Source organism: Mesoflavibacter sp. CH_XMU1404-2 (assembly GCF_037029465.1).
Lineage (GTDB): Bacteria > Bacteroidota > Bacteroidia > Flavobacteriales > Flavobacteriaceae > Mesoflavibacter.
In genome coordinates, this window is record NZ_JAYMEM010000005.1 from 226,787 (window position 1) to 252,792 (window position 26,006).

The 26,006-nt window shown below is 33.4% G+C and carries 23 protein-coding genes; 7 read left to right on the forward strand and 16 right to left on the reverse strand.

Going from position 1 to position 26,006, the window contains the following annotated elements:
• Positions 1 to 348: 348 nt before the first annotated feature.
• Positions 349 to 960, reverse strand: a complete 612-nt coding sequence (locus tag WA327_RS04425; RefSeq protein WP_336066898.1) for a hypothetical protein — start codon at positions 958 to 960, stop codon at positions 349 to 351.
• Between the two features lie 94 nt (positions 961 to 1,054).
• Between WA327_RS04425 and WA327_RS04430 the strand changes: the two genes are divergently transcribed.
• Complete coding sequence (locus tag WA327_RS04430; protein ID WP_336066900.1) at positions 1,055 to 2,065, forward strand: WYL domain-containing protein; 1,011 nt, start codon at positions 1,055 to 1,057, stop codon at positions 2,063 to 2,065.
• Here WA327_RS04430 and WA327_RS04435 read toward each other — a convergent pair.
• From WA327_RS04435 to WA327_RS04490, 12 genes are all read right to left on the reverse strand, one after another.
• Positions 2,044 to 2,955: an ABC transporter ATP-binding protein gene (locus tag WA327_RS04435; protein WP_336066972.1), complete on the reverse strand. Its 912-nt coding sequence runs from the start codon at positions 2,953 to 2,955 to the stop codon at positions 2,044 to 2,046. The two genes, WA327_RS04430 and WA327_RS04435, sit on opposite strands and share 22 nt — an antisense overlap.
• A 72-nt stretch (positions 2,956 to 3,027) precedes the next feature.
• Entirely contained in the window at positions 3,028 to 4,476 is a 1,449-nt protein-coding gene (locus WA327_RS04440; protein ID WP_336066902.1) for a TolC family protein, read from the reverse strand.
• Positions 4,469 to 7,717, reverse strand: coding sequence for an efflux RND transporter permease subunit (locus WA327_RS04445; protein WP_336066904.1), 3,249 nt, complete (start codon positions 7,715 to 7,717; stop codon positions 4,469 to 4,471). The genes WA327_RS04440 and WA327_RS04445 overlap by 8 nt, the downstream gene beginning before the upstream one ends.
• Before the next feature lie 22 nt (positions 7,718 to 7,739).
• Positions 7,740 to 8,822 (reverse strand): efflux RND transporter periplasmic adaptor subunit, encoded by a 1,083-nt coding sequence (locus WA327_RS04450; RefSeq protein WP_336066906.1) that lies wholly within the window; start codon positions 8,820 to 8,822, stop codon positions 7,740 to 7,742.
• 130 nt (positions 8,823 to 8,952) lie between these two features.
• Entirely contained in the window at positions 8,953 to 9,345 is a 393-nt protein-coding gene (locus tag WA327_RS04455; protein ID WP_336066908.1) for a hypothetical protein, read from the reverse strand.
• A 142-nt stretch (positions 9,346 to 9,487) separates the two neighbouring features.
• On the reverse strand, positions 9,488 to 11,650 hold the full coding sequence (locus WA327_RS04460) for a prolyl oligopeptidase family serine peptidase (RefSeq protein WP_336066910.1): 2,163 nt from the start codon (positions 11,648 to 11,650) through the stop codon (positions 9,488 to 9,490).
• Positions 11,651 to 11,748: 98 nt separating this feature from the next.
• On the reverse strand, positions 11,749 to 13,842 hold the full coding sequence (locus WA327_RS04465) for an FG-GAP-like repeat-containing protein (RefSeq protein ID WP_336066912.1): 2,094 nt from the start codon (positions 13,840 to 13,842) through the stop codon (positions 11,749 to 11,751).
• Positions 13,843 to 13,857: 15 nt separating this feature from the next.
• A complete protein-coding gene (locus WA327_RS04470) occupies positions 13,858 to 14,946 on the reverse strand; it encodes a hypothetical protein (protein ID WP_336066915.1) in 1,089 nt (362 codons plus the stop codon).
• A gap of 96 nt (positions 14,947 to 15,042) precedes the next feature.
• Positions 15,043 to 16,032, reverse strand: coding sequence for an aspartate-semialdehyde dehydrogenase (locus WA327_RS04475; RefSeq protein WP_336066917.1), 990 nt, complete (start codon positions 16,030 to 16,032; stop codon positions 15,043 to 15,045).
• Between the two features lie 139 nt (positions 16,033 to 16,171).
• Positions 16,172 to 16,579: a large conductance mechanosensitive channel protein MscL gene (gene mscL, locus WA327_RS04480; RefSeq protein WP_336066919.1), complete on the reverse strand. Its 408-nt coding sequence runs from the start codon at positions 16,577 to 16,579 to the stop codon at positions 16,172 to 16,174.
• Between the two features lie 97 nt (positions 16,580 to 16,676).
• Entirely contained in the window at positions 16,677 to 17,783 is a 1,107-nt protein-coding gene (alr, locus tag WA327_RS04485) for an alanine racemase (protein ID WP_336066921.1), read from the reverse strand.
• Positions 17,776 to 18,423: a thymidine kinase gene (locus WA327_RS04490; RefSeq protein WP_336066922.1), complete on the reverse strand. Its 648-nt coding sequence runs from the start codon at positions 18,421 to 18,423 to the stop codon at positions 17,776 to 17,778. Before WA327_RS04490 ends, alr begins: the two co-directional genes overlap by 8 nt.
• Before the next feature lie 120 nt (positions 18,424 to 18,543).
• Here WA327_RS04490 and WA327_RS04495 point away from each other — a divergent pair, with 120 nt between their 5' ends.
• On the forward strand, positions 18,544 to 19,275 hold the full coding sequence (locus tag WA327_RS04495; protein ID WP_336066924.1) for a hypothetical protein: 732 nt from the start codon (positions 18,544 to 18,546) through the stop codon (positions 19,273 to 19,275).
• A complete protein-coding gene (gene rsmI / locus WA327_RS04500; protein WP_336066925.1) occupies positions 19,276 to 19,947 on the forward strand; it encodes a 16S rRNA (cytidine(1402)-2'-O)-methyltransferase in 672 nt (223 codons plus the stop codon). It abuts the gene before it with no gap.
• Positions 19,948 to 19,950: 3 nt separating this feature from the next.
• On the opposite strand, the gene WA327_RS04505 is transcribed toward rsmI, so the two are convergent.
• Both WA327_RS04505 and WA327_RS04510 read right to left on the reverse strand, forming a co-directional pair.
• Positions 19,951 to 20,457, reverse strand: a complete 507-nt coding sequence (locus tag WA327_RS04505) for a hypothetical protein (protein WP_336066927.1) — start codon at positions 20,455 to 20,457, stop codon at positions 19,951 to 19,953.
• Between the two features lie 22 nt (positions 20,458 to 20,479).
• Positions 20,480 to 21,070 (reverse strand): carboxymuconolactone decarboxylase family protein, encoded by a 591-nt coding sequence (locus WA327_RS04510; protein ID WP_336066929.1) that lies wholly within the window; start codon positions 21,068 to 21,070, stop codon positions 20,480 to 20,482.
• A gap of 61 nt (positions 21,071 to 21,131) precedes the next feature.
• Between WA327_RS04510 and WA327_RS04515 the strand changes: the two genes are divergently transcribed.
• The 4 genes from WA327_RS04515 to WA327_RS04530 are packed head-to-tail and all read left to right on the forward strand — an operon-like array spanning position 21,132 to position 25,242.
• Complete coding sequence (locus WA327_RS04515) at positions 21,132 to 21,551, forward strand: OsmC family protein (RefSeq protein WP_336066930.1); 420 nt, start codon at positions 21,132 to 21,134, stop codon at positions 21,549 to 21,551.
• A 38-nt stretch (positions 21,552 to 21,589) separates the two neighbouring features.
• Positions 21,590 to 23,278 carry a single-stranded-DNA-specific exonuclease RecJ gene (recJ, locus tag WA327_RS04520; RefSeq protein ID WP_336066932.1) on the forward strand — a complete coding sequence of 563 codons (1,689 nt, stop codon included), beginning with the start codon at positions 21,590 to 21,592 and terminating at the stop codon, positions 23,276 to 23,278.
• 1 nt (position 23,279) lies between these two features.
• Positions 23,280 to 24,551 carry an MFS transporter gene (locus WA327_RS04525; protein ID WP_336066934.1) on the forward strand — a complete coding sequence of 424 codons (1,272 nt, stop codon included), beginning with the start codon at positions 23,280 to 23,282 and terminating at the stop codon, positions 24,549 to 24,551.
• 40 nt (positions 24,552 to 24,591) lie between these two features.
• Positions 24,592 to 25,242, forward strand: a complete 651-nt coding sequence (locus WA327_RS04530; protein WP_336066936.1) for a peptidoglycan-binding domain-containing protein — start codon at positions 24,592 to 24,594, stop codon at positions 25,240 to 25,242.
• On the opposite strand, the gene WA327_RS04535 is transcribed toward WA327_RS04530, so the two are convergent.
• On the reverse strand, positions 25,239 to 26,000 hold the full coding sequence (locus WA327_RS04535; protein ID WP_336066973.1) for a UDP-2,3-diacylglucosamine diphosphatase: 762 nt from the start codon (positions 25,998 to 26,000) through the stop codon (positions 25,239 to 25,241). The genes WA327_RS04530 and WA327_RS04535 overlap by 4 nt on opposite strands.
• Between the last annotated feature and the right edge of the window lie 6 nt (positions 26,001 to 26,006).

Here is a 26,006-nt window from a genome sequence, read left to right on the forward strand (position 1 = left end):
CAGCATGACATTCTGTTTTTATTTTAATGTTTCGGGGAAATGTTTTAGCAGACTTGCTAATGGCTGAAAAACAAAAAATCCGAAACAGTTAAAAATTTGCTTCGGATTTTTCATTTTGTATGAATGTACAAAAGTTTATCTACAATAATCACGAAGCACCACAAAAGGTAAAAGTCCTTTTGGTTCTGGTTGATATGTTATAAATAAACTCATGTGTTCTAATTTTTAATTTTAAATATTTTGACTGCTGTTTGTTAGTCAATTGCGATGCAAAGATTTAGATTTATTTTTCAATTTTCAAAATTTATTTTTTGAATTTCAAGAAATTACAACTCTTAATACGTAGTATTAACTTTTTTTGAAAAAAGCAAGAATTTTTTGTTTTAGCGTTATTTTTTTAGGTTTGATTATTGGTTTTATAACTTTTTTAGACTCAATTTTGATAGGTTTAAAAGAAGGTAATTCTTGTTCTAACATTATTTTTAATATCTCAAAATCATCAGATTTTTCAAAAATATTAAGCGTTTCTTCGGCGTAAAACTTAGCTTCAGCTTCAAGTTCTCCTTCTTGTTCAAATCCTTCCTTTACAAGATCAAAGATGTCATACAAAAAGTACAATTTCCATAGTATTGAAAAATTTGTATCAAAATTAAAACCGTTAAATTCTTCTTTTAAAATTAGATGTGTTTCATCAAAAGTTTTGCTGCTTATTATCTTTTCACAAATGTTTTCAATCCTAAATACTTCAATTTGTTCTTCGCTTATATATTCTTTGAAAATATTTGTTAATAATTGTTTCCACTTATTTGATTTATAATTGACTTCAATTACATCAAAATAAAAAGAATTAGAGTCCAAATTTTCTAAGATTTCTTCGCAATTGTATAACCAATTTTCAAATTCTGAAACTGTGATTTTTCCAGTTAACACATCAAATATTTTTCGTTTTAAAGTTTCCATTTTTTAATATTTGAAGCAAAGTTTTCATTTTAATACGCAATCTTTTTGCGCATTAAATTAAATGTTAATATTTTAGGTTAAAATTCCACTTAAAATGGCTGTAAATAAAAATGCATTAATTAGATATAAAACCATTGATAAATGTCTTCAAAATAACTATCGAGAATGGACACTTGAAAACTTAATTACTGCTTGTTCTGATGCGCTATACGAGTATGAAGGTAAAGATGTAGATGTTAGTAAACGTACTGTGCAATTAGATATACAAATGATGCGTAGTGATAAATTAGGCTATAATGCGCCAATAGTGGTTTACAATCGTAAATTTTATAAATACGAAGATCCAGATTACAGCATTGTTAACATACCGGTAACCGACAAAGATATTAAGGTGATGAACGAAGCCATACAAGTGCTAAGGCAATTTAAAGACTTCTCGTTATTTAAAGAAATGGATGGCGTTTTACAGCGTTTGGAAGATTCGGTTTATGCATCGCAAAAGGACAATCGCGCTATTATTCATTTAGATAAAAACGAACAGCTAAAGGGTTTAGAATTTATTGATGTAATCTATAATGCCATACAATCTAAAAAAGTGATTAGTGTGACCTATCAATCATTTTCTGCTAGAAAAGCTAGTGTTATGCAAGTGCATCCGCAGTTGTTAAAAGAATATAATAATCGCTGGTTTTTATTGGCATCTCATAAACAAAAAATGATCACTTTGGCTTTAGATAGAATAATAAACATTGATGTTGAAGACGACGTAGATTATGTTGATTTACAAATTGAAGGTGATAACTTTTATAAAGATGTGGTTGGCGTTACGGTATCAAACTCTAGAGCGCAACGTATTCAATTTTGGGTTGATAAAAAAAATGCACCTTATGTGGTTACTAAACCGTTTCATCCATCACAACGAACCATTGAAACCAGAAAAGATGGAACAATTTTCAATATTTTTGTTCAGCATAATTTTGAATTAGAGCGCCTTATTTTAGGCTTTGGTGATAGTATTGAAGTTTTAAAACCAAAAAAATTAAGAGATCGCATTTTGAAGAAACTAAAACAATCGGTTAAAAATTATTCCGAAATTGATAAGTAAATCTCTTGTCCTTTTTCTATTGAAGTATGATGCTCATAAAACACTTTGTCGCCATTTAAATTAGCTTCAATTAAATAGTGGCTTCCTTTGAAATAACTTGTAATTACTGTTGCTTTTAATTCAGAATGTTCAACAACTTTTAATTGATTAGAATAAATAATCTGATTATTAATAACATTAAATTCTCCAAAAAAAGAAGCAATTAATGGTGTTTTAGGATTAGTGTATAGCTGTTCAGGTTTACCATATTCTAAAATCTTTTGGTCTTCTAAAACAATCATATTATCGGCAAATCCCAATACGTCTTCTTTGTCATGTGTTGCTACAATACAAGCAATATTTTTGTCTTTTAAATACTTAAACACATTACGTCTTAAGCTTTGTTTTTTAAAATTATCTATGTGGCTAAAAGGCTCATCCAATAAGATAATTTCGGGTTGTTTTGCTAATGCTCTAGCTAGTGCTACACGTTGTTTTTGTCCGCCAGATAGCGTTTTTACTTTTACGTTTGCAAAAGCTTCTAATTCTACAACGTTTAATAGTTCGTTGGTACGTTCTTCTCGTTCTTCAGGATAAAACCTAGACAGATGTTTTGCAATATTTTCGGCAACGGTTATGTATGGCATTAAATCGAATTCTTGATGGACATACTTCATAAATTCGTAACCAACCACTAAGTTATATTTTGGGCCTAAAATTTCGGTGTCTTTCCAAAAAATGTGTCCTTGGTTTAAATCAAATTCGCCATAAATAAGATTTAATAACGTACTTTTTCCTGAGCCACTTTCGCCAATAATAGCAAGGTTTTCACCAGCTTTAACTTTAAAAGAAACATCTTTTAAAACAGGTGTTTTTTTATAGGAAAATGTTAGGTTTTGTACGTTTAGCATAGGTGCAAAAATAGCATAAAAAAAACCGCTCAAAATAATTTTTAAGCGGTTTTTACACTTACTAATAATGGACTAATTCCATCCGCCACCTAAGGCTTGGTACAACTTAACGTTTGCTAATAATTGATCCCTTTTAGTTTCTACAATTTCTATTTTAGAGTCTAAAGCTTCGCGTTGTGTTTGCAAAACTTCGGTATATTCTGCTCTTGCAGATTTAAATAGTTGTATAGAAAGGTCTATAGATTTTGTTAAATCGTCTACTTGTTTTTCTTTTAGTAAGTAGCTTTCGTTGAGGTTTTTAACTTCAGATAGGTGATTAGATACTTCTAAAAAAGCATTTAAAATTGTTTTTTCATATTCAAAAACAGCTTGCAATTGTTTGTTGTTTGCGTTAGCATATTCTGCTTTTATAGCGTTTCTGTTTATTAATGGCGAAACAAGATCTCCAACTAAATTATAGGCTAAAGATTGTGGTGTTTCGGTTATAAATTTAGTTTTAAATGCTTCTAAACCAACACCAGCTTTGATGCCAATTGATGGGTAAAAATTAGCTCTAGCCACTTTCACGTTTAATTTTGAAGCTGAAAGCTCAAGTTCTGCCTGTTTAATATCTGGGCGATTGGTTAATAATTGTGATGGGATACCAGTAAAAATAGTGTCTATTTTTCGTTCTAAAAATGCTTCTGAATGACGTTTTACGGGTTGTGGATAACGACCTACCAAAAAGTTTATCAGATTTTCGGTTTCTACAATTTTTTGTTCAATTTGAAACTTATTGCTTTGGTTTTTATACACATCGGCTTCAAAACGTTTTACTGCCAATTCTGTAGCTCTTGCTGCTTCTTTTTGAAGTTTAATCATCTTTAACGCATTCTGCTGAATTTCTAAATTTTGCTGAATGATGGTTAATTGATTATCTAAAGCTAAAAGCTCATAATAAGCACTTGCAATTTCTGAAACTAACTGAGTTATCATAAAATTTTTACCTTCTACTGAAGCTAAATATTCTAAAACCGCTGCTTTTTTCTCGTTTCTAAGTTTTTTCCAAACGTCAAGTTCCCAAGAAGCACTTAATCCAACTTGAAAATTGGTTAATGGTTCTGGAAATTCTTCTTCTTCAGTAATTGTTAGATTTTTTTCAACAGCACCATTTCGGGTAAATTCGCCAACTTTATCAACATCTGCACCAGCATAAACACCAACAAAAGGTAGATATTCTCCTTTTTTTGCTTTGATGTTGTTTTCTGCCATTCCAACTTTTTGAAGCATTATGTTAAGCTCCTGATTGTTGGTTAACGCACTATCGATAAGCGCAATCAAATTAGGGTCTGAAAAGAAATCTTTCCACTTTACTGTTGCTGTATTTACGGTATCTGTTGATACGTTTTTAAACTGTTCTGGTATATTAGTATTAGCTTCTCTTATGTTTTTAGAAGGTACACAAGAATACAGTGTTATTACTGTTAATGCGCCAACCCAAAAGCGTTTACTAATTTTTATATGAGATTTTAAATTATTCATCAGTATTATTTTTTCTTAGTTTTTTAATCAGTTTTTTCAACTTTGTAATACTAAGTGTATTGACGTTTGTTTGGTTTTCTGCTTCGCTATTTCTGATAAACTCTTCAGAAAGCGGCTCGTTGTCTTCATCTTTAATAAGACTTTTTCCATCAGCCATTTTAGCAAAGAAGTAGTATAAACCAGGAATAATAAGTACCCCGAAAATAGTACCGATTAACATACCACCAAGTGATGATCCACCAATGGTTCTGTTACCAATTGCACCTGCGCCTGTGGCAACTACTAACGGAATTAAACCTGCAATAAAGGCTAATGATGTCATTAAAATAGGTCTAAAACGTGCTTTAGATCCTTCGATTGCTGCTTCTAAAACCGTTGCACCTTGCCTGTGTTTTTGTACTGCAAATTCAACAATTAATACGGCATTTTTACCTAATAAACCAACAAGCATAATCACACCAATTTGTGCGTAAACATCATTGGCTAATCCCATTGCTTTTAATAAAATAAAGGATCCAAACACACCAACAGGAAGCGATAAAATTACCGCTAATGGTAGTAAGAAACTTTCGTATTGAGCAGCTAAAACAAAGTACACAAATACTAATACTACGATAAAAATGTAGATAGACTCGTTACCTCGATTGGCTTCATCAAACGATAATCCTTCCCAAGCAATATCGTAACCTCTTGGTAACTCTTTTGCGGCTACTTCCTTTATGGCGTTAATGGCATCTCCACTAGTAAATCCTTTTGAAGGTAAACCTCTAATTGATGCAGAGTTGTATAGGTTGTAACGTGTAATTTCGTTTGGTCCTAACTTTTTCTCAATGGTCATAAATGCAGAGTATGGTACCATTTCGCCTTCTTCATTTTTTACAAAAAGCTTTTCTAAATCTGAAGGTAATCTACGGTACTCAGGTCCAGCTTGCGTGTACACTTTAAAGAAACGACCAAAACGAATAAATCCTTGCTCGTACGTACTACCAATTAAGATGTTTAGGTTTTCCATAGCTTTACTTATGGATACACCTTTTTGCATCGCGATTTTGTTGTTGATTTTTAACTCATATTGCGGATAGTTTGCAGAGAAAAACGTAAATAAACCTGTAAGCTCTTTTCTTTTTGATAAGGCTTCCATAAAGTTATTATTGATACGTTCAAACTCATGATAATCTGTTGAGTTTGTTTTGTCTAATAAACGCATGGCAAATCCACCTGAAGAACCAAAACCTGGTACAGCTGGTGGCTCAAAATATTCTATTACTGCACCAAGGTCTTTGGTTTCTTCTTCTAATTCTTCCATTATTTCATGCACGGAATGATGACGCTCTGACCAAGGTTTTAGGTTGATTAAACATGTACCTGCGTTAGATCCACGTCCTTCGGTCATAATTTCATAACCAGCAAGCGATGATACAGATTCTACACCTTCAGTTTCTTCACAAATCTTTTGAAGTTTTCTCGCTACATCATTGGTACGCTCTAAAGTTGCACCAGGTGGTGTTTGTATGATGGCGTAAATCATTCCTTGGTCTTCGTTAGGAATAAAACCTGCTGGTAATACTTTGTTGGTAAAGAAAATACCGGCGCAGAATGCTGCTAAAATTCCGAAGGTTACAATACGTCGAGCAACAATTTTGTTTAATATTTGAACATACTTTCCTGTAATTTTTTCAAAACCATTATTAAACCAATTTATAAATCGGTCTATTGGCGATTTTTTTGTTTTTCCGTGGTTGTTTTTTAGCAACATCGCACATAAAACAGGAGTTAATGTTAAGGCTACAATTGCAGAAATAACAATAGAACCAGCCATAGTTATAGAAAACTGACGATAGAATACACCAACAGGACCAGTCATAAAAGAAATAGGAATAAATACCGACACCATTACTAAAGTAATAGCGATGATGGCACCACCAATTTCGCCTAAAACTTCTGCAGAAGCTTTATATGGTGTAAGATGTTCTTCTTCCATTTTTACGTGTACTGCTTCTACAACGACAATAGCGTTATCTACCACAATACCAATAGCTAATACTAATGCAAATAGGGTAATAAGGTTAATGGATAAACCAAATAGTTGCATCACAAAGAAGGCTCCAATTAACGATACCGGAACTGCAATAATTGGAATTAAAGTTGAACGCCAATCTCCTAAAAATAAGAATACTACGATAGCTACAAGTATAAAGGCATCGCGTAACGTGTGTAGTACTTGGTCTATAGACGCATTTAAGAAATTTGAGACGTCATAACTAATTTGAAAATCTACATCTGGTGGTAAATCTTGCTCTAGTTCGGCTAATTTCTCTTTTACAGCTTTAATCACATCACTACCATTACTACCAAAAGTTTGTTTTAAAACGATAGAGGCTGAAGGTTTTCCGTCTAAGTTGGAATAAATATCAAAGAATTCGCTACCTAATTTTACATCAGCAATATCGGCTAGTTTGATAATTTCACCTTCTTTGTTGGCACGAATGATAATTTCTTTATACTGCTCTGGCTCGTTATACCTGTTTTGATAGGTTAACACATATTCTAACGCTTGCGACGTCATACCCGAACTACGACCTAACCGACCAGGTCTAGCCAGAATACTTTGTTCTTCCATTGCTTCTAAAACTTCTTCTGCAGAAATATTATAAGCACGCATACGATCTGGTTTTAACCAAACACGCATAGCATATTTTCTACTACCTAAAATTTGAGCACTGGCAATACCATTAATACGCTGTATTTCTGGAATTATCTTAGTGTAAGCGTAGTTGTACAGGAACTTTTCGTCATTATTTTTATCGGTACTAGACAAGTTAACGTACATTAACATACTAGGCTGAATAGGTGTAATAACAACACCTTCACGCTGTACCAATTCGGGTAAAAGCGGCATTACTTGGTCTACACGCGTTTTTACCCTAACAACTGCTTGGTTGGGATCGGTTCCGGGTTCAAAAATCACTCTAACGGTTGCTTCACCAGCACTAGTAGCATCAGACGCAATATAACGCATACCTTGTACGCCGTTTATGGCGGTTTCTAAAGGAATTAATGTTGAATTTACCAATACCTCTGAGCTTGAACCAGGATAAGCAATAAAGATATTGACTGTTGTTGGTGCAATTTGCGGGAATTGAGAGATGGGTAATTGCTTTATAGCAAGACCACCAATAAATACTATGATTACCGAAATGACAATTGCCAAAACGGGTCTTTTTATAAATTTTTTAAACATGTTTTTGTAGATTAAATTCTAATTATTCGGCGTATAAGTCTAGCTCTGCTAAAACTTTGTTAGGCTTTAAGAATTTGGTGTGAATCTTCTCATTATTTTTAACCATACGAATACCTTCTAATAATACTGTGTCGTTTTCTGAAAGTCCTTTGCTAACCACAAAAAGATGAGGTAATTCAGCACCAATTGTAATTTCTTTTTGCCTAACAATATTGTCCTTATCTACAATAAACACATAGGTTTTGTCTAAGACTTCAAATGTGGCTTTTTGTGGAATGATAATTACGTCTTTAAAAGGTACAGTCATTAAAACGCTACCAGTTTCGCCATGTCTTAAAATCCCATCTGGGTTTGGGAAGGTAGCTCTAAAGGCAATATTACCAGTTTCGCTATTAAATTCACCTTCAATGGTTTCAACAATTCCATTTTGGTTAAAGCGTTTGTTGTTTGCCATTAAAAGTGCTACTTCTTTTTTAGAATCTTTATCGGCACTTGTAATGTAATCTAAATACTCTGCTTCTGGTACGTTAAAATATACCCACATTTTGCTGTTGTCAGATAGTGTTGTTAGTAGTTCTCCTTCATCTAATAAGCTACCTTCTCTTGCTTCTAAATGATCCATTATACCATCAAAAGGTGCTGTGATTTTTGTAAAGCCTAAGTGTGTTTGTGCTAAAGCAACTTCGGCATTTGCCTTTTGATAATTGGCATTGGCCAATGCTAATTCGTTTTGTGAAACTACATTACCATCTGCAAGTAGTTGCGTGTTTTGTAATTCTATTTTTGCAGCTTGAGATTCTGCTTTTGCTTTTTCTAATTCTGCTTGATAAATATTTGGCATAATTTGAAACATAGCTTGCCCTTTTTTTACGTGTTGTCCTTCATCAACCGATATTTTTTGAAGGTATCCTTTTTCTAAAGCCCTAATTTCTATATGTCTAAACGAGTGTATTTGACTTACATAGTCTTTAGTAATTGAAGTGTCTTTTTTAATGGGATTAGTGACTAAAAAAGCGGTGTGTTCTTCTTTTTTTTCTTTTTTAGCATCACAACTTGTTAGGATTATGAGCATAATTAAGCTCATGAAAACAAACGATTTTTTCATAATTTTTTTAAATAATTTGAGGATAGATTAAAGAATTAGCCTAGTAAAACGAAAAGCTTTACTAACTAAATAATTTGAAATAAGGATTAAGCATACAAACCAAATTATAGGTTTGTACAATAAGTAGTTATCAAATAATAAAAACCTGAAGTCTTACATGAAGTTTTGTAGAAGACTTGTCAAAATAGTTTTTATAACCATTTAAATCTTTATGAGATTGAGTAGATAATCCCTCAAAAGCTGAAATATTGTAAAACTCAGCTAAAAAATGTTGAAAAGAAAAAATAGTTGTTTTAGAAGCAGACTCTTCATTTTCTACTTCTTGTGATTCAGCAACATCAAATAATAAATTATTATGGTCGTTTTGCTGAATGGGTTTTAAAGAAACTTTATGAGAAGTTTCGGCTTGATTTAATGAGCATTTACTTTCATTATTAGCTAATGAATTAGCGTTTAAGCCTGAAATTCCGGTAAGAATAACAACGCTAAGAATAGATAAATATTTGATAAAATTTTTGCTCATTAGAGCGCAAAATTATTTCAATACTTATTCATAACCAAATTTTTAGGGTAAAGACTTTAAAAGCGACCAGTTAAATATTTAATAAAAAAAACCGCTTAATACTATTTAAGCGGTTTTTTAAGTCATTATGTTTTGTTTAATTCTAATTTTTAAAATCTTCTATTTTTTCAGGTAGTACATCAAAGCCCATATTGAATAATGTAAATCCATAAATATCTGCATATTGCTCTATGGTTTTGCTAACTGGTGTACCAGCACCGTGACCTGCATCGGTTTCAATTCTAATTAAAACGGGATTATCTCCTGTTTGTTTTGCTTGTAGTTCAGCAGCAAATTTAAAACTATGTGCAGGTACAACTCTATCATCATGATCACCAGTAGTAACTAATGTTGCTGGATATTGAACGCCTTCTTTTACATTGTGTACTGGAGAATATCCTTTTAAATAGTCAAACATTTCTTTACTGTCTTCTGCTGTACCGTAATCGTAAGCCCAACCTGCACCAGCAGTAAATGTGTGGTAACGTAGCATGTCTAAAACTCCAACAGCAGGTAAGGCAACCTTCATTAAATCTGGACGTTGCGTCATGGTTGCTCCAACTAATAATCCTCCGTTTGATCCACCTCTAATGGCTAAGTAATCTGATGAAGTATATTTGTTTTCTATAAGATATTCTGCTGCAGTAATAAAATCGTCAAAAACGTTTTGCTTTTTTTGTTGTGTTCCTGCGTCGTGCCAAGCTTTTCCGTATTCTCCACCACCACGTAAATTAGGAACTGCATAAATACCACCTTGCTCCATCCAAACTGCATTTGCAATGCTAAAGCTTGGTGTTAAACTAATGTTGAAACCACCATAACCGTATAGTATTGTTGGGTTTTTTCCGTTAAGTTCAATGCCTTTTTTATGTGTAATTATCATTGGTACTTTGGTACCATCTTTTGAAGTGTAAAATACCTGTTTACTTTCATAATTTTCAGGATTAAAATCGATATCTGGTTTACGATATAATTCAGATGTTCCGTTTTCGATATCGTACTTATAGATGCTTCCTGGTGTTACATAATTTGTAAACGAGTAGTAAAGCTCTTTTTCTTCTTTTTTAGCACCAAATCCGCCAGCACTACCAACGCCAGGTAATTCTACTTCACGCACTAATTTACCAGAATAATCATATTGTAATACTTTTGATACAGCATCTACCATATATTCTGCAAAGAAGTAACCACCAGCTTTTGATGCACTTAATACATTTTTAGTTTCAGGGATTACGTCTTTCCAGTTTTCTGGAGCTGGGTTAGAAGCGTTAACAGTTACTAATCTTTGGTTAGGCGCATCAAGATTTGTGACTATAAAAAGTTGATCACCTTCATTTTCTAAAATATACGTATCACTATCTGTGTGATCTAAAATAGTAACAAAATCACTATTTGGTTTTGTTAAATCTTTAATTAATAATTTATTTCCTGAAGTTGATATACGAGGTGAAATAATTAAAAACCGATCATCTCTAGTAACGTTTCCATAGATATAACGGTGTTTTTCGGCTTCTGTACCTCCATAAATTAATTGGTCTTCGCTTTGTGGTGTTCCTAATTTATGATAGTAAACCTTGTGTTGGTCTGTTTTTGCAGATAGCTCACTTCCTTTTGGTTTGTCATAACTTGAGTAGTAAAAACCTTCGTTTTTGTACCAAGACATGCCGCTAAATTTAATATCGACTAAAGTATCTTCAATGATTTCTTTGGTTTCTACATCCATAATTAAAATCTTACGCCAGTCGCTTCCTCCTTCAGAAATGCTGTAGGCTAAAATTTCGCCATTTTTAGAGAAGCTAGCTCCGCCAAGCGAGATGGTTCCGTCTTCTTTAAATGTGTTTGGATCTAAGAAAACTTCAGCCGTTTCTGGATTTTCACCAGTTTTATAACGATAGATTACATATTGGTTTTGTAAACCATCATTTTTATAAAAATAGGTGTAGTTTCCTTCTTTAAAAGGCGATCCTATTTTTTCATAATTCCATAGTTTAGACAGACGCTCTTTTAGTTGTTCGCGATATGGGATATTAGCTAAATAACCTTGCGTTACTTTATTTTCTGCTTTAACCCAAGCTTCGGTCTCTGCACTTCTGTCATCTTCAAGCCATCTATATGGGTCTTTTACAGTTTCACCAAAATAGGTGTCTACTGTATCTACTTTTTTAGTTTCGGGGTAGGTAAGTTTTATTGTTTCTTTTTGCTTCATTTCTTCTTTACAAGACATTATGGTGATTAGGGAAAATAGACCAATAGCTAACTTTTTCATTTTTAGTTGAATTTTGATTTATTGACTTTAAAAATAAACAAAAAAGCGCTTGTAAGAGGTTTACAAACGCTTTTTAAGACTTTTTTAAAGTTGAAATATTATTTTTTGATGAATTTTTGTGCTTTTACACTTCCGTTAGCGTCTATTTTTAAAATGTAATTTCCGCTTTGTAATCTTGATACATCAATTTTGTTATCATAAATTTTTCCTTTGAATGCTTGTCTTCCAGAAATATCAAAAATTGAAAATTCTGCTTTATCAAGCTCATGGTTTTCAGTATTTAGATTTAAATAATGAGAGGTTGGATTAGGATATAAAATTAAGTCTGAAATTAAAAACTCATCAACACTTAGTTGGTTGGTTCCTTCTACGTAATTATGCGTTTGATTGATTGCAGGATTGAAAATAGTATCTACAATACCTGAAGGCCATTCAATAGTAATGCTGGTTATTGAAGTGTCTGTGCCTAAACCAAAATGAGCGTTTAAAGTATTCATGTACCTAAATCCGTCACCACTTCTTACATCACGAATTTGAGAACCCGATGGTGTTTCTACAGTTATTCTAGCTCCGATTCCGTTAATGTTACTTGCAGTACCAACAGTGTTAATTGTAATCCAGTTATTGGCTGTTGTATCATTCATAAAAATAGTACCGCCACTACTAAACCCATCAATAAACCCATCGTTATTTAAGTCTCCAAAAGAGCCAACAGGTAAGACGTTTTCATATAAAGTGAAGGTCATATCTCCATTTCCTATTAGTAAATTTCCGTTAGAAGCGATGTCTAAGTTTCCGTCGTTGTCAAAATCATAAGTCACATTTTCTATACCTGTTGAAGTCATCGTTAAAACTCCAGATGTTGAGGATACATCTGTAAAAGTTACATTGCCACTTCCGTCAATATCATTCCGCATTAATTTATGAGCGCCAGTACTAGCACCAACAAAAACATCCATATCACCATCGTTATCAAAATCTCCCCAAGCAGAAGACCATGTTTGCATTGGGTCTGAAAGCCCTATTGTTGATGCTACTTCTGTGTAAGATACAATTAAATTATCATTGACATCGTAATACGATTCGTTACGGTGCATTTGGTTGCGTCTTCTAGCTTCTTCACCACCACATTTAGCGATAAACATATCCGAGTCTCCATCATTATCATAGTCAACCCAAATTGATCCATAATGTCCACCAGAAGAGTAATCTCCTAAATTAAAAGGAGCGCCAGAAGTTGCGGTTTGGTAATATGTTAAGTTTCCGCTACCATCATTTAAATAATAAACTGTTGGTTGCACATCGTGGCACACAAAAGCATCTAAGTGACCATCCATATTGATATCTACAAAATTAGAACGCTGAGAAAACACATATTCTGAGCCGGAAATTTCTGTAAAACCAGTTCCAGTTCCGTCAGACCTCATAAAAGTTACTCCAGATCCGCCACCATAAACTAAATCTGTGTAGCCATCTGCGTTATAATCTGCTGCAGCAAGACTCCAACTTGGAGTAAAATCTGCAGAAGTAGTTGTAATATTTACGTTATCAAATCCGCCTGTTGTTAGTTGGTGACGAATATTAATATTTGTAGCATTTACCGCAACAATATCATCTAAAAAATCGCCATTCATATCGACTACAGCTCTGTTAGTTCCTGTAGTAGAAAGGCTTTGCTGAGTAAAAGTAACTGGTGCTGGTGGTGGTGGATTTACAACGGTTCCTTCAATAAGTTCCCAATCAAAACCACTATCATTCCATCTGTCATCAAAAGCGATGTAATATGTTGTACCACTAATAACATTAAAAGTAGCTACTGAAAGAAACCCAGAACCAGCGTCATCATCTCCGCCTTCACAAACTAAACTGCCACAAACACCAGAGTAGATGTGTACGCGTGTATCTAATCCTGAGTTTTGAGCTAAATCTGTAGTAATTGTTACTGTGTAATTGTCGTTTGGAATGTATCTGTACCACTCACCATTAGATGCACCACTTCCGTTGGCAGCACAGATGGGAGAAGGTATTTCTGTTCCATTAATACCAACGCCTGCAACTTCTGCAATTGTAAAAGTACCTGCAGTTGTAATTGCTGTATCAGCGTCTGCTTCTGCGCAAGAGTTTGAGTTAGTTTGTGCTAAGCTGTAATAGGAAAAAGCTAAGCATAAGATTAATAGTAGTTTTGTTTTCATAATTAAGAGTTAGTTTTAGTCGCAGGTTATTGTAAGAGAGTTAATCCAATCTTCAAGTAGTTGTACGCCTTCTTCGTGTACAAGTGTTCTTCCTAAAAGAGGCATTCTTTGATCTTCAAGGGTTGTACTAAGTCTAAAATGCATTACAGATCGTGCTACATTATTAGGAACAATAATATCTGTGTAGGGTGAAATTTCGGTATCAGGTGGAACACATGTGCCAAGACTAGATTCATCTACATAATCACCAAAAGCAAGTCTAATTGGTCTATAGTCACAGTGTTTGTTGTCAGAATGACAATGCGCACAATTAATATCTAAATAACCTCTCATTCTATCTTGAATTGGTAAACTTGTGTCTTCCCAATTGGCAATGGTATTTATTGAATTTGGTAGATTATCATTAAGGTATCCCATCTCTATCCATTTAGATAATTGGTTTTTATTACCATCTGAAAACAATAAACTTTTGTTGATATTTTGAGGTTTTAAAGCAATAGGAGTAGCGTTAACACCATCTTTATGACAAGTAAAACATTCTGCTTCTGATGGAATTCTGTAAGATGTAGATTTTACAACACCATTTTCCATAAAGTTAATATCTGTTGTACTTCCATTCATATCAAGGTAAGCTTCTGTTTGAGCGTCATTCCACACATATTCTGCAAATTTCCATCCTTCTGAAGTATTGTACATCAAGCGAGTTTCGATAATACGCGTAGTATTGTTTGGCTGAATAGTATCGTAATAAAAGTTTTTTATTAAAACAGTTCCGATAGGGAAATTTAGAGTTGAAAAGTCATTAACATAAGATGCAGAAACATTTTCTGGCATCCAAATAAACCTTTTTTTATGAGCATAATCTGTAAATAATGTATTGATGGGCTCGTAAGGAATCACTCCATAAGAAGGCGCTAAATCTTTTAGATTGCCCTCAAAAAATCTGTATTCTGATAATTGTTGAAAAGGAGCAGCATCAGGATTGAATACTACTGGAGATTCTGGTGTGTTATTATTTGGGACTTCAACGTATTCTTCTTTAGAAGAACATGAAATCAAAAAAGTAATAAGTATAAATGTAACGTAGCGTAATTGTTTTTTCATCTAAATAGTTGTCATTAATAGCTTTACAAGATATTAATTTTTTTAACACCTTGTAAAGCTAATTAGATGATTTTACGCTAATAGATTGAAAATAGTTTAAAGAAGGCTGTTTTCTATTAGGTATTCTGCAATTTGAATAGTGTTTGTTGCTGCACCTTTACGTAAGTTGTCTGCAACAATCCACATGTTTAAAGTGTTTGGTTGAGTTTCGTCGCGTCTTATACGTCCAACAAAAACTTCATCTTTATCATGCGCATAAATAGGCATTGGATAGGTGTTTGTTTCTGTATTGTCTTGAACGATAACACCAGGTGTTTCACTTAATAATTTACGAACTTCAGCTAAATCAAAATCGTTTTCAAACTCAACGTTAACAGACTCACTATGTCCACCAGCAGTTGGTATTCTTACTGCTGTTGCAGAAACAGAAAACGTACGATCGTCAAGTATTTTTTGAGGTTCGCGCGCTAGTTTCATTTCTTCTTTAGTGTAACCGTTAGCTTCAAAAACATCACAATGCGGTAATGCATTTTTGCCAATTGGATAAGGGTAAGCCATTTCACCATCAACACCAGCAATTTCGTTTTCTAATTGTCTAACCGCTTTTACCCCGGTACCAGAAACTGATTGGTAGGTTGAAACAACAACACGTTTCATTTTATATTTTTTATGAAGTGGTGCCAAGCACATCACTAACTGTATCGTTGAACAGTTCGGATTAGCTATAATTTTATCTTCTTTAGTCAATTGCGATGCGTTAATTTCAGGAACGACTAACTTTTTAGTTTCATCCATACGCCACGCAGAAGAGTTATCTACTACTGTTGTGCCAGCATCGGCAAATTTTGGAGCCCATTCTAAAGAAGTGCTTCCTCCAGCCGAAAATAATGCAATGTCAGGACGCATAGATACAGCAGTTTCTAAGCCAACAACTTTATAATCTTTGTCTTTGTAAGAGATTGTTTTTCCTACCGATTTTTCTGAAGCGACAGGTATTAATTCCGTTACCGGAAAGTTACGCTCTGCTAAGACTTTTAACATGACTTCGCCAACCATTCCTGTGGCTCCAACAACAGCTACTTTCATTTTGTTTGTAGTTTTAAAAATTTGGCAGTAAAATTAGAGTATTTATAGTATTTGAGAGCAAATAATTTCTTAAAAAAAGACATAAAAAAATCAGGAACTAGTAAATAATTCCTGATTTGATATAAAATGTTGTTTTAGATTACTTTTTTAAAGCGTCTCTAATCTCTTTTAATAAGTCAATTTCAGATGGTCCTGCAGGAGCTGCTGGCGCTTCTTCTTTTGGCTTTTTAGTTTTGTTGTAGGCTTTTACAATCATAAATAACACAAAACCAACAATAATTAAGTTAATAATAGAATTAACCCATTTACCATACATTATTGCATTTTCTGGTTTTGTTATTTCTCCATCAGCACTTACAACAGCTTCAGATAATACAATTTTTAAATCTGAAAAATCAACACCTCCAGTAAACGAACCAACAATTGGCATCATAATATCTGTTACAAATCCGTTTACCACCATACCTACTGCGCCAGCAAGTAATACGGCAACTGCTAAATCTATGACATTACCTGTCATGATAAAATTCTTAAATTCTTTAAGCATAATCTTAAATTTTTGTGTTAGTTAACTTTTAATTTGAGAATGAATTTAATTAAAAATTTAACAAATTAGGCTAATTACTTACAGAAAAAATCAGGTTTTATCGATGAATGACGCGTTTTATACGCTGAGAGATAGCTGTAATCAACTCGTAAGAAATGGATTGCACAGTTTCTGCTAAATCTTCGGCTGTATTATTAGCATCAAAAATAATAACTTCATCTCCTTCTTTACAGTCAATATTAGTCACATCTACCATAATCATATCCATACAAACATTACCTAAAATAGGTGCTTTTTGATTATGTATGGTAATGTAGCCTTTACCTTTTCCGTATTGTCTTTTTATACCATCTGCATGACCAATAGGTATGGTTGCAGTTATTGTATCTTGACTGGCAACAAAACCTCTGTTGTATCCTAAACTATCTCCTTTTTTAAGATGATGAATTTGAGAGATAATACTTTTTAAACTAGCAATTGGCTTGAGGTCTTTATTATATTTTGGGTCGTTACCAAATCCATAGAGTCCGATACCACTTCTTACCATGTCAAAATGAGCTTCGGGATAATTTAAAATTCCAGATGTATTGCACATGTGTAAAAAAGCTTCGTAACCCAAACCTGTATTAAAAGTTTTTGCAATGTTTTTAAAACTTTCAATTTGATTTAAAGTGAATTCTCTTTCATTTAAATCTTCACTTGCTGCTAAATGCGAAAATAGAGAACGTACCTTGATGCTTTTAGTTGAATGTAAATTGCTTAAAACAGTTTCAATATCTTGTTCTGAAAAACCAATGCGGTTTAATCCTGTATTAAATTTTATATGAACAGGATAGTTGGTTTGCTTGTGTTTTTCCGCGTAAGCGATAAACAAATCCAAAATACGCTTAGAGTACATGCTTGGCTCTAAACAACGTTCAATTATAGTATCAAAATTTACTGGTTGCGGATGTAGTACTAAAATGGGTTTTGTTACACCAGCATCGCGCAAAGCAACACCTTCGTAACTGTAGGCTACAGCAAAATAATCTACGTTTAAATCTTGTAAGTATTTGGCAATTTCTACAGCGTCACTACCATAAGCAAATGCTTTAACTACTGCTAAAAACTTGGTGTTTGCAGTGGTTTTTGATTTTAAAAACTCAAAATTTTGTTTTAGTGTTTTTAAATCTATTTCAAGAATGGTTTCTTGTGCCTTAACCATTTTTTGTTTCTGGTTTAGTGTCTAGTTGTTCGGCATCGTTTACCTTCATGTTTTTAATTTTTTCGCGCATGGTTGCTTTGTAATAAGCGGCGCGGCTTAAAGGTTCGTATTCTTCAGTTTCACCTAAAAGTACCAAGTTGTCGTTTTGAGATTTACGATAGCTGTATTGTGCTAAGTTGCCTGTTCTTGTACAAACGGCGTGTACTTTTGTAACATATTCTGCAGTAGCCATAAGGTTTGGCATTGGCCCAAAAGGGTTACCTTTAAAATCCATGTCTAAACCTGCTACAATAACACGTATGCCTTTATTGGCTAGATCGTTACAAACGCTTACAATTTCGTCATCAAAAAACTGTGCTTCATCAATACCAACCACATCACAATTATCTGCTAAAATTGGGATATTTGCAGCTGCTGGTACTGGTGTAGAACGAATGGAATTTGAGTCATGAGAGACTACTTGTTCTTCGTCATAACGTACGTCTATTGCTGGTTTAAAAATTTCAACTTTTTGTTTTGCAAATTGGGCACGTTTTAGTCTTCGAATTAGTTCTTCGGTTTTTCCGGAAAACATTGATCCACAGATGACTTCAATCCATCCAAATTGTTCTTTTTGATTTACTGTATTTTCAAGAAACATTTTGTAATTTTAACACTAGAATAAGAATGGTACTTGTTTTTCTATAAAGGTGGCTCAAATTTATTAAAAATCAAAAGGCTATCTTGTATTAAATTTTAAAAATTATAAAAAAGATAAATCATGAAGAAGAAATTAGAATCAGAATTAATAAGCATTGCGCATAGGATTCTAAAGTTAGGCGGAAAGGAAGATGTTAATAAAATGCATGCAGAAGTTGCTGCGCTTTATGAGAAATTAACGGTTTTAAAATTTGCTAATGAAAATTTTGAAGACGATATGCCAACTATTGGTAATGATTCTTCTTTTTTTGGTATGCTAGATACTGCGTTTAATAACAGAATAAGTGATAATATTGAAGTTGATGATAAAACTTACATCAATTTAGACGACACTGAAAATGAAGAAATCACCGAACCTTTAATGGAAAAAATTAAAGATATGGTGGCGCAAATGCCAGAAGAAACTCAAAAGGTTGATGATTTAATAGATGAGGTTATTCCTGAAAAAAAATATCATAAAAACGATTTTGATGAGATAACTGCTGGTTTTGATCAAATGCCAATTTTTGAGCCTGTTAGTAACCAAAATGGTACAGAAAAGAAAAGTCTTAACGACAGATTTAAATCGGGCTTAAACATAGGTTTAAATGACAAACTGGCTTTTATAAAACACCTTTTTGATGGTAGTGCAGAAGATTACAACCGTGTACTATCTCAATTAAATACAACGTCAGACCTTACAGAAGCAACACACTTAATACGTAATGTTGTAAAACCTGATTACAACAATTGGGAAGGCAAAGAAGATTATGAAGCTAGATTTATGGAAATTATTGAAGCTAGATTTGAATAAATGAGCAAACTCTACATTGTACCTACACCAATAGGAAATTTAAAGGACATCACTTTTAGAGCGATTGAAGTTTTAAAAGAATCTGATATAATTTTAGCCGAAGACACACGCACTTCAGGTAAATTATTAAAGCATTTTGAAATTAATACTCCAATGCAAAGTCACCATATGCATAACGAGCATAAAACGGTTGAAAGTTTGGTGCAAAAATTAAAAGCAGGTACAACCATTGCCTTGATTAGTGATGCAGGTACACCAGCAATTTCTGACCCAGGATTTTTACTAACTAGAGCATGTATAGAACATAATATTGAAGTAGAATGTCTTCCTGGCGCAACAGCATTTGTCCCAGCGTTAGTCAATAGTGGTTTGCCAAACGACAAGTTTGTTTTTGAAGGTTTTTTACCCGTTAAAAAAGGAAGACAAACCCGACTTTTACTTTTAGCTGAAGAAACTAGAACCATTATATTTTATGAAAGTCCGCATAAACTAATAAAAACATTAACCAATTTTTGCGAGTATTTTGGTGAAGACAGACCAGTTTCAGTCTCTAGAGAACTTACCAAATTGTATGAAGAAACCATACGCGGTACAGCCAAAGAGGTTTTAGAATACTACACCAATAAACCACCAAAAGGCGAAATTGTTATTTGTGTTGGTGGGAAGAAGTAATTATCACCTTAAAAACCCATTTTCCTTCTTTAACTTTTGTTCTTGTAAAGATTGAACAATCCCATAAATCAAAAAGCTAATAATTACTATTTTCCATAAAATTCCTCTTAACAAAAATTCAGGGTTGTTTATGTATAGAATTGTATAATAACCTAAAATTAATCCTAAAGCAAGAGTGATAAATAATAGAGGTTTTTTAGTAGAAAAGTACCCAAAAACAACTAAAAGAAGACCTAATATTACATAGAACATGGTGTTTTCAAAACCATAATTTTTACTGTAAGAGATATACGCGTTTAATAATTGAAAAGCTCCAACAAGATAAAGAATCCGACTAACTTTTCCTTGATGTTCCTTAGCACTACTAATCTTAGATTTATTAGAGATTTGCCTTCCTATGAAAATAGATTTTTCTTTTTCAGTTCCACTTAAAGGAAACTTACAATTTGTGCATTCAAATTCTATTTGAGATATTTCTTCTTTGCAGTTAGGACAATAATTTTCGTTCATTTTTTAGCTTTAATTTATTATTTTATTGATGCTTTCCAACCTCAAAACCATGTTTTCCTAAATACTGGTTTCCACTATCAATAGCATCATGTTCTAAGGTTGTTGCCATGCTATCATTCCAACGGTTTAAATAACCAAAAAGGCTAATTACGCCAAGCATTTCTACAATTTCACCTTCATTCCAATGTTTGTATAATTCGGTTTTAATAGTTTCATCAACCGCATTTGGAATTTGACTTGCCGCTAAACTAAAATCTAACGCAGCACGTTCGGCAGCACTAAACGCAGGATGCATTTTATAATCCCAAATATGATCTAATTGTTCTTGTTCTGCGCCATAACGTTCGGCAGCTCTAATAGCATGCGCTTGACAATATCTACAACCTGTAGCGTTACTGCTAACCCAAGCAATCATGCGCTTTAAAGCAGAAGTCACTTTACCTTCATTAGCCATAACCGCTTTATTTAAATTTATAAACGCCTTACTTATTGCAGGTCTGTGTTGCATGGTTAAAACCGAGTTTGGACAAAAGCCAAGTGTCTCATTAAAAAAGTCGGCAAGTTCTTTAGTTTCTAAATCGTGGTTGGCAGGTAAAGGGTTTACTAAAGGCATGGGTTTTCTGGTTTTTATGATGTATTTTTGATACATTCAATAAACAAAAAATTTCTGAAAGATGACACATAAAATCACCACAACATGGAAAGGCGGAATGGTATTCGACTCTGATAACCCAAGTAATCATCATGTTTTAATGGACACTATTGTTGAAGGGAAAGAACGCCAAGGACTATCACCAAAAGCAATGATGTTATCCTCTTTAGCTGGTTGTTCTGGCTTAGACGTTGTTTCAATTTTAGAAAAAATGAAAGTTGAAGTTGACGATTTTAAAATGGAAGTTGAAGGCGAGCTTACCGAAGAACATCCAAAATATTACAAAACTGTTTGGGTAACCTATCACTTTACAGGAACCGATTTAAATGAAGAAAAAATTAATCGAGCAGTACAATTGTCTGTCGAAAAATATTGCGGCGTTATGGAAATGTTTAGACAATTTGCCGATGTTGAGATTGACATTAAATTTCATAACAAATAAACTTTTCACTTTAAAACTTTCAACTTTTTAACTAGTATATGCGCTGGACATTAAAGCCAAAACCAAACCCAGAAATTGTCAAACAACTGCAACAATCTTTAAATGTAGATGAAGCAATTGCAACGCTTTTAGTACAACGTGGTATAGAAACTTTTGAAGACGCTAAACACTTTTTTAGACCTAGTTTAGAGCATCTTCACAACCCATATTTAATGAAAGATATGGACAAAGCGGTGGCTAGAATTTTGCAAGCAATTGAAGACGGAGAAAATATATTGGTATATGGCGATTATGATGTAGACGGAACAACTTCGGTAGCGTTAATGTCTTCCTATTTAAAGACCAAAACTGCAAACGTAGCAACTTATATTCCTGATAGATATGATGAAGGTTATGGCGTCTCTTACAAAGGAATTGACTTTGCAGACGATAATGATTTCAGTTTAATCGTTGCACTAGATTGTGGTATCAAAGCAATAGATAAAATTGAATATGCTAAAGAAAAAGGTATCGATTTTATTATTTGCGATCACCATAGACCAGGTAAAGAAGTACCAAATGCTGTAGCGGTTTTAGATCCAAAACAAGAAGATTGTACCTATCCATATAAAGAACTTTGTGGTTGTGGCGTAGGTTTTAAATTAATACAAGCTTTAGCTGAAAAAGTTGACCAAACTTTAGACGATTTAATCCCTTATTTAGACCTTGTAGCCACAGCAATTGGTGCAGATATTGTCCCGATTACAGGCGAAAACAGAGTGTTAGCTTACTTTGGTTTACAGGTTATAAATGCGCAACCTCGTGCAGGTTTTAAAGCTATTATTAATCAGATAAAAAAGGATTCATTAACCATTACCGACGTAGTTTTTATCATCGCGCCACGTATTAATGCTGCTGGTAGAATGAAACATGGGCAATACGCTGTAGATCTTTTAACCGAAAACGATTTGCAAACTGCCATACAATATGCTGAAGAAATAGAAGCATTTAATACCGATAGAAGAGAAGCCGACCAAAGTATAACCCAAGAAGCATTAGAATTAATAAAAGCGGATGATGAAGAAAACCGTTTAACAACCGTAGTGTATCAAGACCATTGGCATAAAGGTGTGATTGGTATTGTGGCATCTCGTTTAATCGAAACCTACTACAGACCAACCTTAGTATTTACAAAAAGTGGCGATAAGTTAGCCGCATCTGCTAGATCGGTTTCAGGGTTTGATGTGTATAACGCATTACAAGGTTGCGCAGAGCATATCGAGCAATTTGGTGGTCATAAATACGCAGCAGGATTAACCCTTAAAGAAGAAAACTACGAAGCGTTTAAACAAGCTTTTGAAGATGAGGTTTCTAAAACCATAGATAAGAACCTATTAACACCAGAAATAAAAGTAGATATGCAAATTGATTTAGCTGAAATTGATGATAAATTTTGGAGAATTATCCGCCAATTTGCACCATTTGGACCAGGAAATATGACACCAATTTTTATGACCGATAACCTAAAAGATACAGGTTATGGTAAATGTGTTGGCGAAGATAAAACGCACTTAAGATTTACAGCAACACAATCAGGTAAACAATTTGTATGCATCGGTTTTAATTTAGGCGAAAAGCTTGATCTTATTAAAGACAAACAACCGTTTAGTGCTGTATATTCTGTAGACGAAAACCATTGGCAAGGTAACGTGTCATTGCAACTTAAAATTAGAGATATAAAAGGATAGCATGCAAAAAAACGATCCGTACGCAGCACTTCGTATTAAAGAATTCAACATCTTTTTATTGTTAAGATTTGCCTTAGTTTTTGGTTGGTCTATGCAATTTATTGTGATAGAATGGGAAGTATATTCTTTAACTAAAGATCCGTTATACTTAGGTCTTATTGGGCTTATGGAGATTATTCCAGCTTTTACTATGGCGCTTTTTGCAGGACATATTGTAGACCAAAAAGAAAAACGAAACTTGCTAGCTATTTGTATTGCAGCATTTTCATTAATTAGTTTAGGTTTATTTTTATTGACTTGGGATAAAGTGGTTGGCGATTGGAAAACTCAAAACATTTTATACTGCATTTATGCTTTGGTATTTTTTGGCGGATTTCTTCGCTCGTTTTTTGGACCAACCATCTTTTCATTAATTGCGCTTATTGTACCCAAAAAAATCTACCCAAATGCAGCAACATGGAGTAGCAGTACATGGAAAGCAGCTACCGTAACCGGAGCATTATTTGCAGGTTTTTCAATAGATTGGATAGGCGTTGACAAAACACTTTGTATTGTTTTTGCTCTAGTAACTTTTGCGTTATTTATAACTTTCAGAATTAAAAAGAAACCCATTTTAAATCCAAATATTGGTGAGTCTGTTGGAAAAAGTTTAAAAGTTGGTTTAGAGTTTGTCTTTAGTAACAAAGCCATTTTAGGCGCACTAACTTTAGATATGATTGCAGTCTTATTTGGTGGTACTGTAGCACTTTTATCGGTATTTGCGCAAGATATTTTAGAAGTCGGTTCTAAAGGATTTGGTGTGCTTAATGCTTCTATTTCTATCGGAAGTATTTTAACCATGTTTATTACTACTTACTTACCAGTTAATAAAGATGCTGGTAAAAAATTACTAATTTCAATCTTTGGTTTTGGTATTTGTATTATTGTATTTGGACTCTCAAAATTGTTTTGGTTAAGTGTGTTAGCGTTATTCTTTTCTGGAGTTACTGATGGTGTTTCTATGGTGATACGACAAACCATTTTACAATTAAAAACGCCAGATCATATGCGCGGTCGTGTAGCTTCTGTTAATAGTATGTTTGTTGGATCGTCTAACGAGCTTGGCGCTTTTGAAAGTGGATTAGCAGCAAAGATAATGGGTCCATCAATAGCTGTAGTTTTTGGTGGAATAATGACCTTAGTAACCGTTGTTGGGATAGGTGCAAAAAACAAAACCCTTAGAGAGTTAGACTTAACCAAAGATATTGAAGCTCACGATAAAGAAGAAGCGTAAATCTTGTATCTTTGAACTTTAAAGTTTAATCTTTTTTAAAATGAAAAAGCTACTCATCGTTTTAATAATGGTCATTTTATTGATTTTTGCCTATAATCAATATAAAGAATACCAACGTTTTCATCCTGAAAATTACAATTATAAAACCAATCAAAATATTGATTTAGAATATTATAACCAAGATGTAGTTTATAATTATTTTGAAGCTGTACAATCTTTAAATGGCTTTGCTGCAATGCAATGGAGCACTAACGAAATTGATGTAAAGTCTCCAGAAAACGATGATGAAGCAACGCAATATATAGTTGAAGAGTACCACAAAAAACTAGCGAAAGTGAAGTATTATGAAGCTAAGCTGGAAGCTTCAAAACAGCTAAAAAATGAAGGTTTTACTAATGCTCAAATTAAAGCAAAACTAGAAGGAAATACAGCGCCTAAAAATTCAGAAGTTGCAGGATTTAACGCTAAAATAAAAAGTATGTTTAATCCTTCGTCAAAAATTAGATTAGGAGAAAAAAGTGCTTTTATTTATGAAATTCAGAAGTTGTTAGTTAAAAAAGGCTATGATATTCCTGTTGATGGCGTTTATAAAAATATTACACAGGATGCGATTTATAAATTTGAAGAAAAAAACAAACTATTCCCTGATGGTAATTTAGATGTACTGACCTTAGATGCGTTGTTGGATTAGTTTTTAAACTCTTTTAATTCAAGTTTTTCTCCATCAAAAACACCGTAAGTATAATATTGTATCCAATCACCAAGGTTGATGTATTTAGAGTTTTCGGTCAGATCAATATTTAAAGGCAAATGTCTATGTCCAAACACAAAATAGTCTCGGTGTTTGTCTTCAAGTTTTCTTTTGCAATACTGTACTAGCCATTCATTGTCTTCACCTAAAAATTTTGCATCATCATCTCCAGAAATAAGTTTATTTTTTACTGATAAGTAATTACCCAAACGCATTGCAAAATCAGGATGCAACAATCTTTGAAATAACCATTTTGAAATAGGATTAGTAAACAACTTTTTCATGCGTTTATACCCTTTATCACCAGGTCCTAATCCGTCGCCATGACCTATAAAAAAAGTTTTATCATTAAAAGTAAATTCTTGTGGTTTATGGTAAACAGGTATATTTAATTCTTCTTCAAAATAACCATTCATCCATAAATCATGATTACCAACAAAGAAGTAAATTGGTATATCAGAATCTGTTATTTCGGCTAATTTACCTAATGTTCTTGTAAATCCTTTTGGGACAACATTGCGGTATTCCATCCAAAAATCAAACAAATCACCTAATAAAAAAATAGCTGCTGCATCTTGTTTTACTTCATCTAACCAAGCCACAAATTTTTTCTCTCGTGGTAAAGATTCAGCTTTTGTTGGTGCGCCAAGATGGTTGTCTGATGCAAAGTATATTTTCTTTCCGTTAGGAACTTGTATGTTTAT